At 68.9% G+C, this 15052-nt stretch carries 13 protein-coding genes; 6 read left to right on the top strand and 7 right to left on the bottom strand.

Translation table 11 applies throughout. From position 1 onward, the window contains the following. Positions 1-47: 47 nt before the first annotated feature. The 5 genes from ACIBQX_RS05080 to ACIBQX_RS05060 all read right to left on the bottom strand — a co-directional run bounded on the left by ACIBQX_RS05080 (position 48) and on the right by ACIBQX_RS05060 (position 4814). Positions 48-845 carry an ABC transporter ATP-binding protein gene (locus ACIBQX_RS05080; protein ID WP_397000736.1) on the bottom strand — a complete coding sequence of 266 codons (798 nt, stop codon included), beginning with the start codon at positions 843-845 and terminating at the stop codon, positions 48-50. Continuing rightward, on the bottom strand, positions 842-1777 hold the full coding sequence (locus tag ACIBQX_RS05075) for an ABC transporter ATP-binding protein (RefSeq protein WP_397000734.1): 936 nt from the start codon (positions 1775-1777) through the stop codon (positions 842-844). Before ACIBQX_RS05075 ends, ACIBQX_RS05080 begins: the two co-directional genes overlap by 4 nt. Then, positions 1767-2753, bottom strand: a complete 987-nt coding sequence (locus ACIBQX_RS05070; RefSeq protein WP_397000732.1) for a branched-chain amino acid ABC transporter permease — start codon at positions 2751-2753, stop codon at positions 1767-1769. The genes ACIBQX_RS05075 and ACIBQX_RS05070 overlap by 11 nt, the downstream gene beginning before the upstream one ends. A gap of 11 nt (positions 2754-2764) precedes the next feature. Continuing rightward, positions 2765-3916 carry a branched-chain amino acid ABC transporter permease gene (locus tag ACIBQX_RS05065; RefSeq protein ID WP_397000730.1) on the bottom strand — a complete coding sequence of 384 codons (1152 nt, stop codon included), beginning with the start codon at positions 3914-3916 and terminating at the stop codon, positions 2765-2767. A 526-nt stretch (positions 3917-4442) separates the two neighbouring features. After that, complete coding sequence (locus tag ACIBQX_RS05060) at positions 4443-4814, bottom strand: PaaI family thioesterase (RefSeq protein ID WP_397001546.1); 372 nt, start codon at positions 4812-4814, stop codon at positions 4443-4445. 104 nt (positions 4815-4918) lie between these two features. On the opposite strand from ACIBQX_RS05060, the gene polA reads away from it, so the two are divergent. From polA to rpsA, 3 genes are all read left to right on the top strand, one after another. Beyond that, entirely contained in the window at positions 4919-7609 is a 2691-nt protein-coding gene (polA, locus tag ACIBQX_RS05055; RefSeq protein WP_397000728.1) for a DNA polymerase I, read from the top strand. A gap of 109 nt (positions 7610-7718) precedes the next feature. Beyond that, positions 7719-8810, top strand: a complete 1092-nt coding sequence (locus ACIBQX_RS05050; RefSeq protein ID WP_397000726.1) for a polysaccharide deacetylase family protein — start codon at positions 7719-7721, stop codon at positions 8808-8810. Between the two features lie 203 nt (positions 8811-9013). Continuing rightward, positions 9014-10495 carry a 30S ribosomal protein S1 gene (gene rpsA / locus ACIBQX_RS05045; protein WP_397000724.1) on the top strand — a complete coding sequence of 494 codons (1482 nt, stop codon included), beginning with the start codon at positions 9014-9016 and terminating at the stop codon, positions 10493-10495. Between the two features lie 78 nt (positions 10496-10573). Here the strand turns inward: rpsA and ACIBQX_RS05040 are convergent, their stop codons facing one another. Continuing rightward, positions 10574-11749: an ABC transporter substrate-binding protein gene (locus tag ACIBQX_RS05040; protein WP_397000722.1), complete on the bottom strand. Its 1176-nt coding sequence runs from the start codon at positions 11747-11749 to the stop codon at positions 10574-10576. A gap of 163 nt (positions 11750-11912) precedes the next feature. On the opposite strand from ACIBQX_RS05040, the gene ACIBQX_RS05035 reads away from it, so the two are divergent. The 3 genes from ACIBQX_RS05035 to coaE are packed head-to-tail and all read left to right on the top strand — an operon-like array spanning position 11913 to position 14180. Next, entirely contained in the window at positions 11913-13076 is a 1164-nt protein-coding gene (locus tag ACIBQX_RS05035) for an epoxide hydrolase family protein (RefSeq protein ID WP_397000720.1), read from the top strand. A gap of 34 nt (positions 13077-13110) precedes the next feature. Further along, complete coding sequence (locus ACIBQX_RS05030) at positions 13111-13557, top strand: GNAT family N-acetyltransferase (RefSeq protein ID WP_397000718.1); 447 nt, start codon at positions 13111-13113, stop codon at positions 13555-13557. Positions 13558-13577: 20 nt separating this feature from the next. Continuing rightward, a complete protein-coding gene (gene coaE, locus ACIBQX_RS05025) occupies positions 13578-14180 on the top strand; it encodes a dephospho-CoA kinase (protein ID WP_397000716.1) in 603 nt (200 codons plus the stop codon). On the opposite strand, the gene ACIBQX_RS05020 is transcribed toward coaE, so the two are convergent. Further along, positions 14177-14995 (bottom strand): SDR family NAD(P)-dependent oxidoreductase, encoded by an 819-nt coding sequence (locus ACIBQX_RS05020; RefSeq protein ID WP_397000714.1) that lies wholly within the window; start codon positions 14993-14995, stop codon positions 14177-14179. The two genes, coaE and ACIBQX_RS05020, sit on opposite strands and share 4 nt — an antisense overlap. Positions 14996-15052: the final 57 nt, after the last annotated feature.

Here is a 15052-nt window from a genome sequence, read left to right as displayed (position 1 = left end):
ACGGAGAAGGGGCTCGCGGGGAGCCCCTTCTCCGTTGCTTCTGGCGGTCAGGCCTTGGCGAGGGTGCCGAGGTAGAGCTGGATGACCTTGGGGTCCTGGGCGAGCTCGCGCCCGGTGCCGGTGTAGGCGTTGCGGCCCTGGTCCAGCACGTAGCCGCGGTGGCAGATCTGCAGGCAGCGCCTGGCGTTCTGCTCCACCATGATCACGGTCACGCCCGCCTTGTTGATCTGCTGGGCCTGGATGAACACCAGGTCCTGCAGCTTGGGCGACAGGCCCGCCGACGGCTCGTCCAGCAGCAGCACCGACGGCTCGGTCATGAGCGCCCTGGCCATCGCGACCATCTGCCGCTCGCCGCCCGACAGGGAGCCGGCGCGCTGCTTGCGCCGCTCCTTGAGCGCGGGGAACAGCTCGGCGACGAACTCGAAGCGCTCCTTGAACTTGCCGGGCACCTGGAAGGCGCCCATCTCGAGGTTCTCCTCGATGGTGAGGCTGGGGAAGACGTTGTTGGTCTGCGGGACGTAGCCGACCCCGCGTGAGACCAGCGAGTGCGCCTTCATGTTCGTGATGTCCTCACCCTTGAGCAGCACCGTGCCGCTGCGGATGTTGACCAGCCCGAACATGGCCTTGAGCAGGGTCGACTTACCGGCGCCGTTGGGACCGATGATGCCGATCAGCTCGCCGTCGCCCACGTACAGGTCGGAGCCGTTGAGGATGTTGACGCCCGGCAGGTAGCCGGCGATCAGCTCGTCGCACCGCAGGACGGCGTTCTCCGCGCCGGCCAGGTGTGCGCTGCGGTCGGTGACCGCGGCCTGCGACTCGGGAGTGGATTCGGGGACGGCGTTCACTTCTTCGTCTCCTCCTCGGTCTCGGTGACGAGCTCCTTCTCGGCCTCGTGGAGCTGCTGTTCGAGCTCGTCCTCCGAGAGAGGGGCGTCGTGGTGGGCGCCCAGGTAGGCGTCGATGACCCGGTTGTCGGACATGATCGTGTCGGGTGGCCCCTCGGCGATGACGTTGCCCTGGGCCATGACGATCACCCAGTCGCTGATGTCGCGCACCATGTCCATGTCGTGCTCGACGAACAGCACGGTCATGCCCTGCTCGCGCAGGTCCTTGACGTGGCCGAGCAGTGACTGGGTGAGGGCCGGGTTGACGCCGGCCATGGGCTCGTCGAGCATGACCAGCTCGGGGCGGACCATGAGCGCGCGGGCCATCTCCAGCAGCTTGCGCTGGCCGCCGGAGAGCGACCCGGCGAAGTCCTCGCGCTTGGCGTCGAGCTTGAACCGGGCGAGCAGTTCCTCGGCCCGCTCGGTGATCTCGTCCTCCTGGCCGCGCCACAGGCTCGGCACCAGGGCCCGCCAGAAGGTCTCACCCTTCTGCGACTGGGCGCCGAGCCGCATGTTCTCCAGCACCGTGAGCTTGGACAGCGCCTTGGTGAGCTGGAAGGTGCGGACCATGCCGGCGCGGGCCACCTTGTGCGCCGGCACGCCGTTCATGTTGCGGCCGTTGAACGTCCACTGGCCGGAGTCGGCGGTGTCGAAGCCGGTCAGCTGGTTGAAGAAGGTGGTCTTGCCGGCGCCGTTCGGACCGATCAGCGCGGTGATGGAGCCGCGCTGGATCTCGACGTGCTGCACCTCGACCGCGGTGAGGCCGCCGAAGCGGCGCACCACGTTGTCGACCACCAGGATCGGGTCGGGCTTGGGCACGCCGGGTTCGCGGGCGAGATCTGCGAAGGCGGCCAGCGCCGCCGCCTTCTGATCTTTGGTGGTTTCAGCGTGCATCGATTGCTATCTCCCTCTTGTCCCCGAAGATGCCTTGTGGTCGGTAGACGAGCAAGAGGATCAGTCCAAGTCCGACCAGCAGGAAGCGGAACGGGCCCACCTGGGTGATGTCCATGAACGGGATGAACCCGGACTCGACAGCCCCGCTGAGCACGCCGTTGACCAGCACCAGCAGCACCCAGAAGATCATCGAACCGGCGACGGGGCCGAACACGCGGGCGGCGCCGCCGAGGATCACGATGGTGTAGGCGAAGAAGGTGGTCTCGGTGCCGAAGATGTCAGGCTGCACCGAGGCGTAGGCCAGGCCGTAGATGAAACCGCCGAGAGATCCGATGACGCCGCCGAGGATCAGCGACTGCATCTTGTAGGAGAAGACGTTCTTGCCGAGGCTGCGCACGGCGTCCTCGTCCTCACGGATCGCCTTGAGCACGCGGCCCCACGGGCTCTTCATGAGCAGATAGACGACGAGGCACGACAGGCCGACGAGGATCCAGCCGACGGTCAGCACCCAGAGCACCCGCTCGTTGAAGGTGAACCAGCCGAAGCCGTACGTCCCGTCAGGATAGGGGTTGAGTTCGTAGAAGCCGTTGGAGAAGCCGCGCCGGCCGTCGGAGCCGCCGAAGACGTCCTTGAACGCCACCGAGCGGAAGATGAGCCTGACGATCTCGGCCGCCGCGATGGTGACGATGGCCAGATAGTCGGCCCTCAGTCGCAGCGTGGGGATGCCGAGCAGGAGGGCCAGCAGCACCGCGGCGGTCAGGCCGACCAGGATGCCGATCCAGAACGGCAGCCCGATCACCGTGACGGTGACCGCCAGGCCGTACCCGGCGACGGCCAGGAACGCCGACTGCCCGAAGTTGAGCAGGCCGGTGTAGCCGAAGTGGATGTTGATGCCGATCGCGGCGAGCGCGTACCAGACCGTCTCGACGCCGATGGCGGCCTTGACGGTGGTGGAGATGATCGTGGTCCAGTCCATGGTTCCCCCCGTCAGCCGATTCGCTCGCGGCGGCCGAGGATGCCCTGCGGCCGGAAGAGGAGCACGATGATGAGCACGGCCAGCGCCCCGACGTTCTTGAGCTCCGGCGGTATCCACAGGGTGGACACCTGGACGAACAGGCCGACGATGATCGAGCCGACGAGCGCGCCGAAGGCGGTGCCCAGCCCGCCGAGCGTGACGCCGGCGAAGATGAGCAGCAGCAGGTCCTGGCCCATGGTGAACTTCAGGTTCTGCGACAGGCCGAGCATGATGCCGGCCAGGCCGGCGATGGCGCCGCCCATGGTCCAGATGATGCGGATGACCCGGTCGACGTTGATGCCGGAGGAGGCCGCGAGCGCCGGGTTGTCGGCCACGGCGCGGGCCGCCTTGCCGGTACGGGTGCGCAGCAGCGCGATGCCGACCACGACGAGGACGATCAGCTCGATGGCCATGGCGACGAGGTTCTTCGGCGAGGCGGAGATGGGGCCGAGCTCCATGCCGGGCTGGGCGTTGTACTGCACGAAGGAGTCGCTCTCACCGCCGAACACGATGAGGAACAGGTACCTCAGGAACAGCGCCACGCCGATCGAGATGATCATCGTGGCGATGATGCCGGTGCCCCGCCTGCGGAGTTGCCCCCAGAAGAACCTGTCCTGGGAGTAGCCGAGCCCGCCCGCCACGATGACGGCCAGGATGGCCGCCGGGATGAGATGCAGGCCGACGCCGCTGTTGAAGCCGTAGGCGAGCAACGCGCCGAGCGTGACGAGCTCGCCGTGGGCGAAGTTGGTCAGGCCCGTGGTGCCGTAGATGAGGGAGAGGCCGAGCGCGGCGAGCGCGATGATCAACCCCAGGTTGAACCCCTCGAAGGTCAGCTGGGCCGCTCTCTGCCAGAAGGCGCTCGACGAGCCGCCGTCACCCGGCGGCGCGCCGTCGGCGCTCTTGGCCTGCAGGGCGTACAGCACGGAGGCCGGGTTTCCCTCGTACACGGTGGGCGTCCGCACGTTGTTGCCGCCGCGGATCTCCATGTTCTGCGGGAGGGTGCTGACATCAAGTGTGACCTTGTACGGTCCCGGTTCGGGGACCGGTACCTCCCATGCGCCCTGGGCGTTGCTGGTGACCTCCTGGACGGGTTGTCCGCTCTCGGTGGTCACGACGATTTTCACGCCGTTCACTGGCTGGCCTTGGAATTTGAGTGTTCCCCTCAGGCTCTGTTCCGGATCGGCCGCGTAGGCCGGAGCGGCGAGCACGAGTATGAGTCCACCCAGGAAGGCCGTGAACGCGATCACGGCTCTGCGCAATGGTGCTCCCTCAGATAGGTCAAGGCGGGGTTGTGCCCCTCCATCTCGACACGCGAGCATCGCAGGCACAAACTGGGATGCTGTGGCGGGAGCTTATTGCGGGTACGCCCGGTTCAGTATCGTTCGTCACCAATTAGTGACATGTGTGTGTCACTGATGTGAGCAAACAACGCGCCAGGTCAGGGGCTAAATGGGGGGTGACGCCTGGCGTGCTTACGGCCGGGTTTACGGGGTCCCCGCCTCGCTGGTAACGAGCCCGGGGGAGGCCTTTGGGGCCATATGAGGCAAATGCGACCTCACTGTTATCTACTCGGTCTCCCCGCGGGCTCTGCTGCCCATAACCGTAGCGAGAGAGGGTACTCTGCGCAAAGGGCACATTGGGGCAAAAGGTTCAGCGGTCGCGCAACATGCAGGTGAGGCGTGAGGTGCAGACCCGACGGCCCTGCTCGTCGGTGATCTCGATGTCGTACGTCGCCAGGGTGCGGCCGCCGTGCAACCGGGTGGCGACGCCCGTGACGTGCCCCGACGTCGCCGACCGGTGATGGGTGGCGTTGATCTCGATGCCGACGGCGATCCGCTCGGGACCGGCGTGGATCGCGGCGGCGGTCGACCCCAGCGTCTCGGCGAGCACCACCGAGGCTCCGCCGTGCAGCAGCCCGTAGGGCTGGGTGTTGCCCGCCACCGGCATCCGGCCGGCCACGCGTTCGGCGCCGACCTCGGTGAACTCGATGCCCATCCGCTCGGCCACGGTGCCTTCGTGCATGGCCCTGATGTCGGCGAGTACCAGGGGATCCGTCTGCGTCAAAGGGACGCCTCCTATCGTTCGAGCTCGGGTTTTCTGTCGTGGGTGGAGACTAGGCTGCCTGTGTGCCGAAGAGTGAAGTGACCCCCAGCCGCCCGTGCCTGCTGCTGCTAGACGGGCATTCCCTGGCTTATCGCGCCTTCTACGCGCTCAAGGATGCCAACCTCATGACCACCGACGGTCAGCACACCGAGGCGGTCTACGGGTTCACCTCGATGCTGACCAACATTCTGCGCGACGAGAAGCCGACTCACGTCGCGGTGGCCTTCGACCGCTCGGAGCCGACGTTCCGGCATGAGCAATACTCCGACTACAAGGCCAACAGGAGCGAGACCCCGGAGGACTTCCGCGGTCAGATGCAGCTCATCTTCGAGCTGCTCGACACGCTGCGCGTCCCGCGCCTGTCCAAGGCCGGCTTCGAGGCCGACGACCTGATCGCCACCCTGGCCACCCGCGCCGACGCCGAGGGCATGAGCGTGCTCATCGTGACCGGCGACCGTGACGCGCTGCAGCTCGTCAACGACAACGTCACGGTCCTCATGACCCGGCGCGGCATCAGCGACATGACCAGGTTCACCCCGGAGGCGGTCCAGGAGAAGTACGGCCTGACCCCCACCCAGTATCCCGACTTCGCGGCGCTGCGCGGCGACCCGAGCGACAACCTGCTCAGCATCCCCAGCGTGGGCGAGAAGACCGCCGCCAAGTGGGTGCGCGAGTTCGGCTCGCTGACCGCCCTCGTCGACCGGGTCGACGAGGTCAAGGGCAAGGTGGGCGACAAGCTGCGCGAGCACGTCGCCCAGGTTCTGATGAACCGGCGCCTCACCGAGCTGCTGCGCGACGTGCCACTGGAGGCCGACCTGGCCGAGCTCAAGCAGGGCGCCTGGGAGCGCGAGGAGGTCAACAAGCTGTTCGACACCCTCCAGATCCGCGGCGAGCTGCGCGAGCGCGCCTTCAAGACCCTCGGCACCGGCGAGCAGGAGCCCGAGCAGGGCTTCGAGGTCGAGACCGTCATCCTCGGCCCCGACCGGGTCGCCGGCTGGCTGTCCGCGCTGCCCGCCGGCCGGGCCGGACTGGCCTTCAAGGGCGTCTACGGCAGCGGCACCGGCCGCATCGACGCCATCGCCATCGCCTCGCCCGACGGCACCGCCGCGCACATCGACCCGGCCAAGCTGACCGAGGCCGACGAGATGGCGCTGCGCGACTGGCTGGGCGACGAGTCCCGGCCCAAGGCCGTGCACGACGCCAAGGGCCCGATCCTGGCGTTGTGGGCGCAGGGCATGGAGCTGCGCGGGCTGACCAGCGACACCGCCCTGGCCGCCTATCTGGCGATGCCGGGCCAGCGCACCTTCACGCTGGAGGACCTCGCCAGGCGCTACCTCAACCGCGATCTGCGGGCCGAGGCCGAGCCCGGCGGGCAGGCGGCGCTGTTCGGCGACGACGAGGACGCCCCGGCGAAGGACCTGGCGCTGCGCGCCCACGCCGTCCGCGAGCTGGCCGAGGCGCTCGAAACCTTCCTGGCCGGGCGTGGCGGCACCCAGCTCGTCGACGACCTGGAGCTGCCGCTCATCACGGCCCTGGCCGAGATGGAGCGGGCGGGCATCGCCGTCGACAGCGAATACTTCACCGGCCTGGAGGCCGAGTTCGGCGCCGCCGTCAAGCACGCCGTCGAGGAGGCCCACCGGGCGGTCGGCGAGCAGTTCAACCTCGGCTCGCCCAAGCAGCTGCAGGAGATCCTGTTCGTCAAGCTCGGCCTGCCCAAGACGAAGAAGATCAAGACCGGCTACAGCACCGACGCCGACCAGCTCGCCTGGCTCGCCACCCAGACCGACCACGAGCTGCCGACGATCATGCTCAGGCACCGTGACCAGACCAAGCTGCGCACCACGGTCGAGGGCCTGATCAAGGAGATCGCCGACGACGGCCGCATCCACACCACCTTCAACCAGATCATCGCCGCGACGGGCCGCCTGTCGTCGGAGAAGCCCAACCTGCAGAACATCCCGATCCGCACCACCGAGGGCCGCCGCATCCGGCAGGGCTTCGTCGTCGGCGAGGGCTACGAGACGCTGCTGACGGCCGACTACAGCCAGATCGAGCTGCGCATCATGGCCCACCTGTCCGGTGACGAGTCGCTGATCGAGGCCTTCGAGTCCGGCCACGACTTCCACCAGGCGACCGCTGCCCGGGTGTTCGACCTGCCGCCGGAGCAGATCGACGGCGAGCTGCGCGCCCGCATCAAGGCGATGAACTACGGCCTGGCCTACGGCCTGTCCGACTTCGGGCTGTCCAACCAGCTCAACATCCCGGTGGCCGAGGCGCGGGCGCTCAAGGAGGAATACTTCACCGAGTTCGGCGGCGTCCGCGACTTCCTGCAGGACATCGTCCGGCAGGCGCGCACCAACGGCTACACCGAGACCATGATGGGCCGCCGCCGCTACCTTCCCGACCTGACCAGCGACAACCGCCAGCGGCGCGAGATGGCCGAGCGGATGGCGCTCAACGCCCCCATCCAGGGCTCGGCCGCCGACATCATCAAGGTCGCGATGCTCCACGTGCGGCAGGCGCTGCGCGAGGAGGGGCTGGCCTCGCGGATGCTGCTGCAGGTCCACGACGAGCTGGTCTTCGAGGTGGCGCCCGGCGAGCTGGAGCCGCTCAGGCGGCTCGTCACCGGGCAGATGAACGCCGCCTACCACCTGCGGGTCCCGCTGGAGGTCTCCGTGGGCGTGGGCCGCACCTGGGAGGACGCCGGCCACTGACCTCCCGGAGCCCCTTCGTGGTCGGTGCGCCCAGCGCTGGGCGCACCGATCAACGGGTGGTTCTGCACTACTCTGTGGTGGAATTTTCCCCGAGTGGCACGGGAGTTCTGTGCGGTCCTCAGCGTCCCTCACGCGGCTCATCGGCATCGCCAACGTCGTGGTGGTGGTCGTGGCGGTCATCGGGCTGGTGTTGCTGCCGTCGTCCGCTCCCGCGCCGCAGGTCCCCGCCGCCCAGCGCGTCACGCCCCGGCCGACCGGCGAGCCGCCGGCCCAGGTGGGGCAGCCGCCGGGAGTGGTCGCCACCCCCGAGTTCGCCAGGCAGGTCAAGGCCAACGAGCTCGGCCTGGTCCCCGTGCTGATGTACCACCGCATCGTCACGAAGCGGCGCGCCTCCATCGACCGCACCCCGGCGCAGTTCAGGCGGGAGCTGGAGAAGCTCGCCGAGGAGGGGTACGTGCCGATCAGCGCCAAGGAGTTCGCCGCGGGCGACATCCGGGTGCCGGCGGGCAAGTCTCCCGTCGTGCTGACCTTCGACGACGGGCACCCCAGCCACTTCGGCCTCGACGCCGCCGGCAACCCCCGCCCCGGCACGGCCGTGGCCATCATCCTCCAGGTCGCCGCGAAGTATCCGGGCTTCCGGCCCGTCGCCACCTTCTGGATCAATCACACCCCCTTCGGGTTACCGACCGAGCCGGAACAGGCCGCCGCCGTGGGATGGCTGGTCGGCAACGGCTTCGAGGTGGCCAACCACACCTGGTCGCATCCCAATCTCAGGACGTTGCCCAAGAAGAAGGTGCGCCGGCAGATCGCCAAGGCCGAACGGCTGCTGCGCAAGCTGGGCGCCGGCCCGGCGAAGACCATGGCCCTGCCGTACGGGTCGATGCCGCGCTCGAAGAAGACGGCGCGCAGCGGCGCCTGGGAGGGCACGGCCTACGACTTCACCGGCGTGTTCCTGGCCGGAGCCGAGCCGTCGCGTTCGCCGTACGCGAAAGACTTCGATCGCGGAGCGATCCAGCGGATCCAGAGCAACGGCAACAAGGGCGAATGCCGCAAGTGGTGCTCGCAGTACTGGCTGGAGTGGCTCCGTAAGCACCCCCGTGAGCGGTACGTCTCCGACGGGGACCCGGACCGGATCTCCATACCGGGCAGGCTCCGGGGTAAAATAACGGCCAAGCGCAGACCGCTGGTCAACGCCTATTAGGCGTGGCGGATATGTCGGCTGGATTGACCCCAGGCCGATGGTCTCATATGCTGATCGCTGCGCTGTGGGCTCGCGCGCGCCTCAGACGGAGCGGGCTCGCGCTCGGTCACGTCGACGTCGTCATTCATCGGCTTGATGCGGAAGAGGGCCTGCCGCGCATCCGCCACATCGACATCCTGTCCGCGTTCGGAGCAATTCCACACATGACGTCCAGCACCGAGGCCACCTCGAGCACCCCGCAGGTAGCGGTCAACGACATCGGGTCCGAGGAAGCCTTCCTCGCAGCGATCGACGAGACCATCAAGTACTTCAACGACGGCGACATCGTCGAGGGCACCGTCGTCAAGGTCGATCGAGACGAGGTCCTTCTCGATATCGGCTACAAGACCGAGGGAGTCATTCCCTCGCGTGAGCTTTCGATCAAGCACGATGTCGACCCCGCGGACGTCGTGGAAGTCGGCGAGCATGTCGAAGCCCTGGTTCTCCAGAAGGAGGACAAGGAAGGGCGTCTGATCCTGTCCAAGAAGCGTGCTCAGTACGAGCGCGCCTGGGGCACGATCGAGAAGATCAAGGACGAGGACGGCATCGTCACCGGCACCGTCATCGAGGTCGTCAAGGGTGGACTCATCCTGGACATCGGCCTCCGTGGCTTCCTGCCGGCGTCCCTGGTCGAGATGCGCCGGGTCCGCGATCTGCAGCCGTACGTCGGCCGCGAGCTCGAAGCCAAGATCATCGAGCTCGACAAGAACCGCAACAACGTGGTTCTGTCGCGCCGTGCCTGGCTTGAGCAGACGCAGTCCGAGGTTCGCCAGACGTTCCTCAACACCCTGCAGAAGGGTCAGGTCCGCAAGGGCGTTGTCTCTTCGATCGTCAACTTCGGCGCCTTCGTGGATCTCGGCGGCGTCGACGGCCTGGTCCACGTGTCCGAGCTGTCCTGGAAGCACATCGATCACCCCTCCGAGGTCGTGGAAGTCGGCCAGGAGGTCACGGTCGAGGTCCTCGACGTCGACATGGAGCGCGAGCGCGTCTCCCTGTCGCTCAAGGCCACCCAGGAAGACCCGTGGCAGCAGTTCGCCCGCACTCACCAGATCGGCCAGGTCGTTCCCGGCCGGGTCACCAAGCTGGTGCCGTTCGGTGCGTTCGTCCGGGTCGAGGAGGGCATCGAGGGTCTGGTCCACATCTCCGAGCTGGCCGAGCGCCACGTGGAGATTCCGGAGCAGGTCGTGCAGGTCGGCGACGAGATCTTCGTGAAGATCATCGACATCGACCTCGACCGCCGCCGCATCAGCCTCTCGCTGAAGCAGGCCAACGAGGGTGTCGGCACCGAGGTCGAGTTCGACCCGACCCTCTACGGCATGGCCGCGACCTACGACGACCAGGGCAACTACATCTACCCCGAGGGCTTCGACCCCGAGACGGGTGAGTGGCTCGAGGGCTTCGACAAGCAGCGCGAGGAGTGGGAGCGGCAGTACGCCGAGGCTCAGACCCGCTTCGAGGCTCACCGTAAGCAGATCGAGGAGGCGCGCAAGGCCGAGGCCGAGGCGGGCGAGGCTGCTCCTTCGACCTACACCGGTGAGACGCAGGCTCCGGCGGGCGGCTCCTCGTCGGCTCCGGCCGCGGGTGCTCTCGCCTCCGACGAGGCTCTCGCCGCTCTGCGCGAGAAGCTCGCGGGCGGCCAGAGCTGACGCTCTGACGGCAGGTTGCAGAAAGGCCCCGCACGGGTTCGTGCGGGGTCTTTCGCATGCGCCGGGGGCACCGTCTGCTCACGCGGTGGGCGCGTGCTCCGTGCTTTCTCCGGCGACGCTCCCTCCGCCGACGCTCTCTCCGGCGGCGTGGAGGATGCGGAAGCGATCGGGGTTCGCCGGATCCCGATCAACGACTTGGACCGGCGGCCACGCCCACTGCCAGACGCTGATGCCTGGGGTGCGGGAGAACCGGATCAGCCCGCGGGTGCCCTCGACCGCGACGCGCGGCCAGGATTCGGCGATGCGCGCCCGATCCGCGCCGTGCGAACGCAGCACCTCGGCGAGGACGGTGATCGTGTCATAGCCCTCGAAAGCGACGAAAGACGGTGCCTCGCCCAGCCGCTCGCGAAGGGCCGTCCCGACCCGTGCACCCCGTGGGCTGAGACGCTCGGGCAGATAGCGCAGGAACGGGATCGCGGCGCTGTCGTCGCCCAGCGACGTCGCCCATGCGGCGAACTCCGGTTGCCCCGCCGGAGCACCGATCATGATCTCGGTGAGCCGCTGGTCGCGGCGGACGGACCTGACGATCGACACCGCCGGCTCCGGGTGGCCGGCCAGAAGGAGGAGGGCCGTCGCGCGATCACCGGCGAGTGCGTCGCACACGTCCGTGGGGGAGAGCGTGCCCATGTCGAGGTCGATGACGGTGCCGCCGCGTGGAGCGAGGTGGTCTCGCAGGATGCGGGCCCCGGATGCCCAGTAGACGCTCGGCTCGGCTGCCACGGCGATCCGGCTGTGGCCCGCGCCGAGGAGGAAGTCCGCGTAGATCCGCCAGCCGTGGGACTGGGCCGGGGCGAGGCGCGCGACCCATTCCGTCGGCTGGTCGGTGAGCGCGTCGAGAACCGCTGACGAGCAGAGGAACGGCAGGCCGAGGGCGTCGGCCCTGGCGGCGGCGGCGCGGGCGACGACGCTGTGATACTCCCCCGCCAGGGCGGCCACGCCCAGGTGGGCCAGTTCGTCCACGGCCGCCGCGGCCTTCCGCGGGTCGGCCGCGGTGTCTCGGACCACCAGTTCGAGCGGTCTTCCGGCGATCCCGCCGGCGTCGTTGACCTCGCGAACGGCCAGTTCGAGCCCGGCGAGCACGTGTCGGCCCGCCTCGACCCAGCCAGGCCGGGTGAGCGGAACGAGAGCGCCGATCCGGACGACTGACCCTTCGGTACGCTCCGCTCCGGGTGGCGGCGATGGTGGCGTGTTCATACGTTGGCGTCTCCCCGTGTGGCGATTCGGTGGCAGTTTGCCCGGATCGCAGAGTATTGCCACCGGTAGCGACGGCTCCAGCCGCTCCCACCCCACCGGCCTGTACGTCTTGATGCGTTAATGCGGAACGAATCCTTCCGCATCGGCCGACATCGTGGTCCGCATGAAGCCCTTCCATGTCAATGTGCCCCAGGCCGACCTCGACGACCTCCGCGACCGCCTCCACCGCACCCGGTGGGCGCGGCGACTGCCCGGCGCCGGGTGGCAGCGTGGGGTGCCGGTGGAGTATCTGCGCGAGCTGGCCGCATACTGGGCCGACGAGTTCAGCTGGCGCGAGCAGGAGGCGAGGCTGAACGTCTTCCCGCAGTTCACCACCGAGATCGACGGCCAGCCGATCCACTTCGTGCACGCCAGGTCGCCGGAGCCGCACGCCCTGCCGCTCATCATGACGCACAGCTGGCCGAACTCCGTCGCCGAGTTCCTCGACGTCATCGGACCGCTCACCGACCCGAGGGCGCACGGCCTCGACCCCGCCATCGCCTTTCATGTGGTCGCCCCCTCCCTGCCGGGGTTCGGCTTCTCGCCCTTCCCGGAGCCAGCCGACGGGCCGGCAGACGGGCCGGTCGAGGGGCGGCCGTGGAGCGTCGCCCGTGTGGCCCGGACGTGGGCGGAGCTGATGAGCAGGCTCGGGTACACCAGGTACGGCGCGCACGGCAACGACGCGGGCGCCCTGGTCACGCCGCAACTGGCCGCGCTCGACAGCGACCATGTGATCGGCTCCCACATCACCGCCGGCCTCGGCATCCCGACCGGCGACCCCGCCGAGCTCGACGGGGCCACCGATGAGGAGCTGGCCGAGCTGCGGGAGGCGACTGGGTGGATGGAAGGCGGCAGCGGCTACGGCCCCTACCTGGCCGCCCGCCCGCAGACACTCGGCCACGGCTGGACCGACTCGCCCGTCGCCCAGCTCGCCTACCTGGTCGAACGGTTCAAGGAGTTCGACGGCTGGCCAGGTGAGAAGCCCGACGCGGCCGAGCCCGTCTCCCGCGACCTGCTGCTCACCAACGCCTCCGTCTACTGGCTGACCGCCACGGGCGCCTCCTCGTCCTGGCCTTACTACGAGGGGGCCGCGGGCCTGCCCATCGACCAGGACGTCGTGCCCACCGGGGTGTCGCACGGCGGGCCGCGGGTCTTCCGCCGGATCGCCGAGCGCCGCAACCGCGTCGTCCACTGGGGCGGTCACTCCAGCCCCAGTCACATGGTGGCGATGGCCGCCCCGGACAGCCTGGTCACCGGGGTGCGCGACTTCTTCGCCCTCGTCCGCTGATCGCCGTACCCCCGCTCTGAAGTAGGGTGCACGGGTGGAGATCCAGCGGGCGGTGGCCGCGGACGCGGGCGAGATCCTGACCCTGCAGCGGGCGGCTTACGTGAGCGAGGCGCAGCTTTACGGCGACCCGTACATCCCGCCGCTGGTGGAGTCCCTCGATCAGGTCCGCAAGGCGATCGAGACCGGTGTCGTGCTCAAGGCCGTCGAGGCGGACCGCATCATCGGCGCGGTGCGCGGCACGTCGGCCGGGAGCACCTGCCTGGTGGGGCGGCTGGCCGTGGCGCCCGACCGCCAGGGCCAGGGGCTGGGCACGGCCCTGCTGACCGCGCTGCACGAGCAGGTGCCGGAGGCGGAGGTGTTCGACCTGTTCACCGGCCACCTGTCGGAGCCGAATCTGCGCCTCTACCGGCGCCTGGGCTATCGCGAGACGCACCGGGAGCGGATGAGCGACCATGTGACACTGGTTCACCTGCGGCGCTGACGGGCGGATAGGCTGCCGCTGTGCTGAAGATTGGGCTCACCGGCGGCATCGGATCCGGCAAGAGCGAGGTGGCCAGGCGGCTGGCGGCCAGGGGAGCGGTCGTCATCGACGCCGACAGGATCGCCCGTGAGGTGGTCGAGCCGGGCACTCCGGGCCTGGCGAAGGTGGTGGCCACGTTCGGCGAGGCGGTGCTGCACGCGGACGGCTCACTCAACCGGGAGAGGCTCGGCGCCATCGTCTTCGCCGACTCCGAGAAGCTGGCCTCGCTCAACGCGATCGTGCACCCGCTGGTGGGGGAGCGGGTGGCACGGTCGCAGAGCGAGGCGGCCGCCGACGCGATCGTGGTCTACGACGTGCCTCTGCTGGCGGAGAACAAGCTGGCGCCGATGTACGACGTGGTGATCGTCGTGGACGCCCCCGACGAGGTCCGCATCGCGCGCCTGGCCGAGCACCGGGGGATGCCGGAGCAGGACGCCAGGGCGCGCATCGCCGCCCAGGCGAGCCGGGAGGACCGGCTCGCGGTCGCGGACATCGTCATCCCGAACGACGGCCCGCTCGACGAGCTCGAAGCGCGGGTCGCCGAGGTGTGGCAGGAATTGCTGCTGCGCGCGAGCCGCGGCTAGAGCAGGTGGCCGGTGAGGTCGTACAGGCGGCGTGCGTCGCCCGGGTCGAGGGTGGGCAGTGACAGGCCGACGGGCTCGCGACGGTCGTAGGCGAGCAGGACGCCCTCCGGCGGGTCGTCCATCAGCTCGATGATCGGCTCGATGCTCCTGGCGACCGGCTGGGCGAAGAGCTTGGCGAGCACCTTGACGATGGACCTGGCGGGCTGGGTGAGGCCGCCGGTCCCGCTGTCGGTGAACCCCGGGTGGTGCAGCAGAAACCGGACCGGGCCGTCCGCGTGGCGGGCGGCGTAGGCGACGCCGAGCAGGTCGGTGGCGCGGCCGCCCTGGAGGGTGGCCTTGATGCCGCCGTAGCCCCGCTTGAGCCCGAGGTCGTCCCAGTGGATGCGGCCCTTGGTCATGCCGACGCCGCAGATGCTCACGATGATGGGTCTGTCCGTCTTCGCCAGCAGGCCGGTCAGGCCGTGGCTGAGCACGAAGCGGCTGACGTAGTAGAGGGCGAAGGTCGCCTCGAAGCCGTCCGGGGTTTCGACGCGTGCGGGGAAGTGCCTCATCGCGGTGAGGACGAGCCCGTCCAGCGTGTCGTGCCGTGCCCGCACCTCCTCGATGACGCGCCGATTCTCGGCGACGGAGGTCAGGTCGGCCTGGATGAACGCGGCCCGCTTCCCGGCGCCCAGCCGCTCGGCGTCCTCGATGAACCGGCGACCCTTCGCCGGATCGCTGCCCACGACGGTCACCTGGTCGCCCTGCCGCAGATAGTGCAGAGCGAGCCCCCGCCCCATGCCGGTCGTGCCGCCTGACACGACATAAGTACGCATATTTCAGCTCCTCATCAAGTCATCGAACGCTGACTTGGGTGACCGTAACACGAGCAC

Origin of the sequence: Nonomuraea sp. NPDC049714 (assembly GCF_044465295.1) — a bacterium.
Lineage (GTDB): Bacteria > Actinomycetota > Actinomycetes > Streptosporangiales > Streptosporangiaceae > Nonomuraea.
The sequence above is the reverse complement of the archived record's forward strand: the minus strand, read 5'-3'. Positions and strand labels throughout refer to the sequence as shown.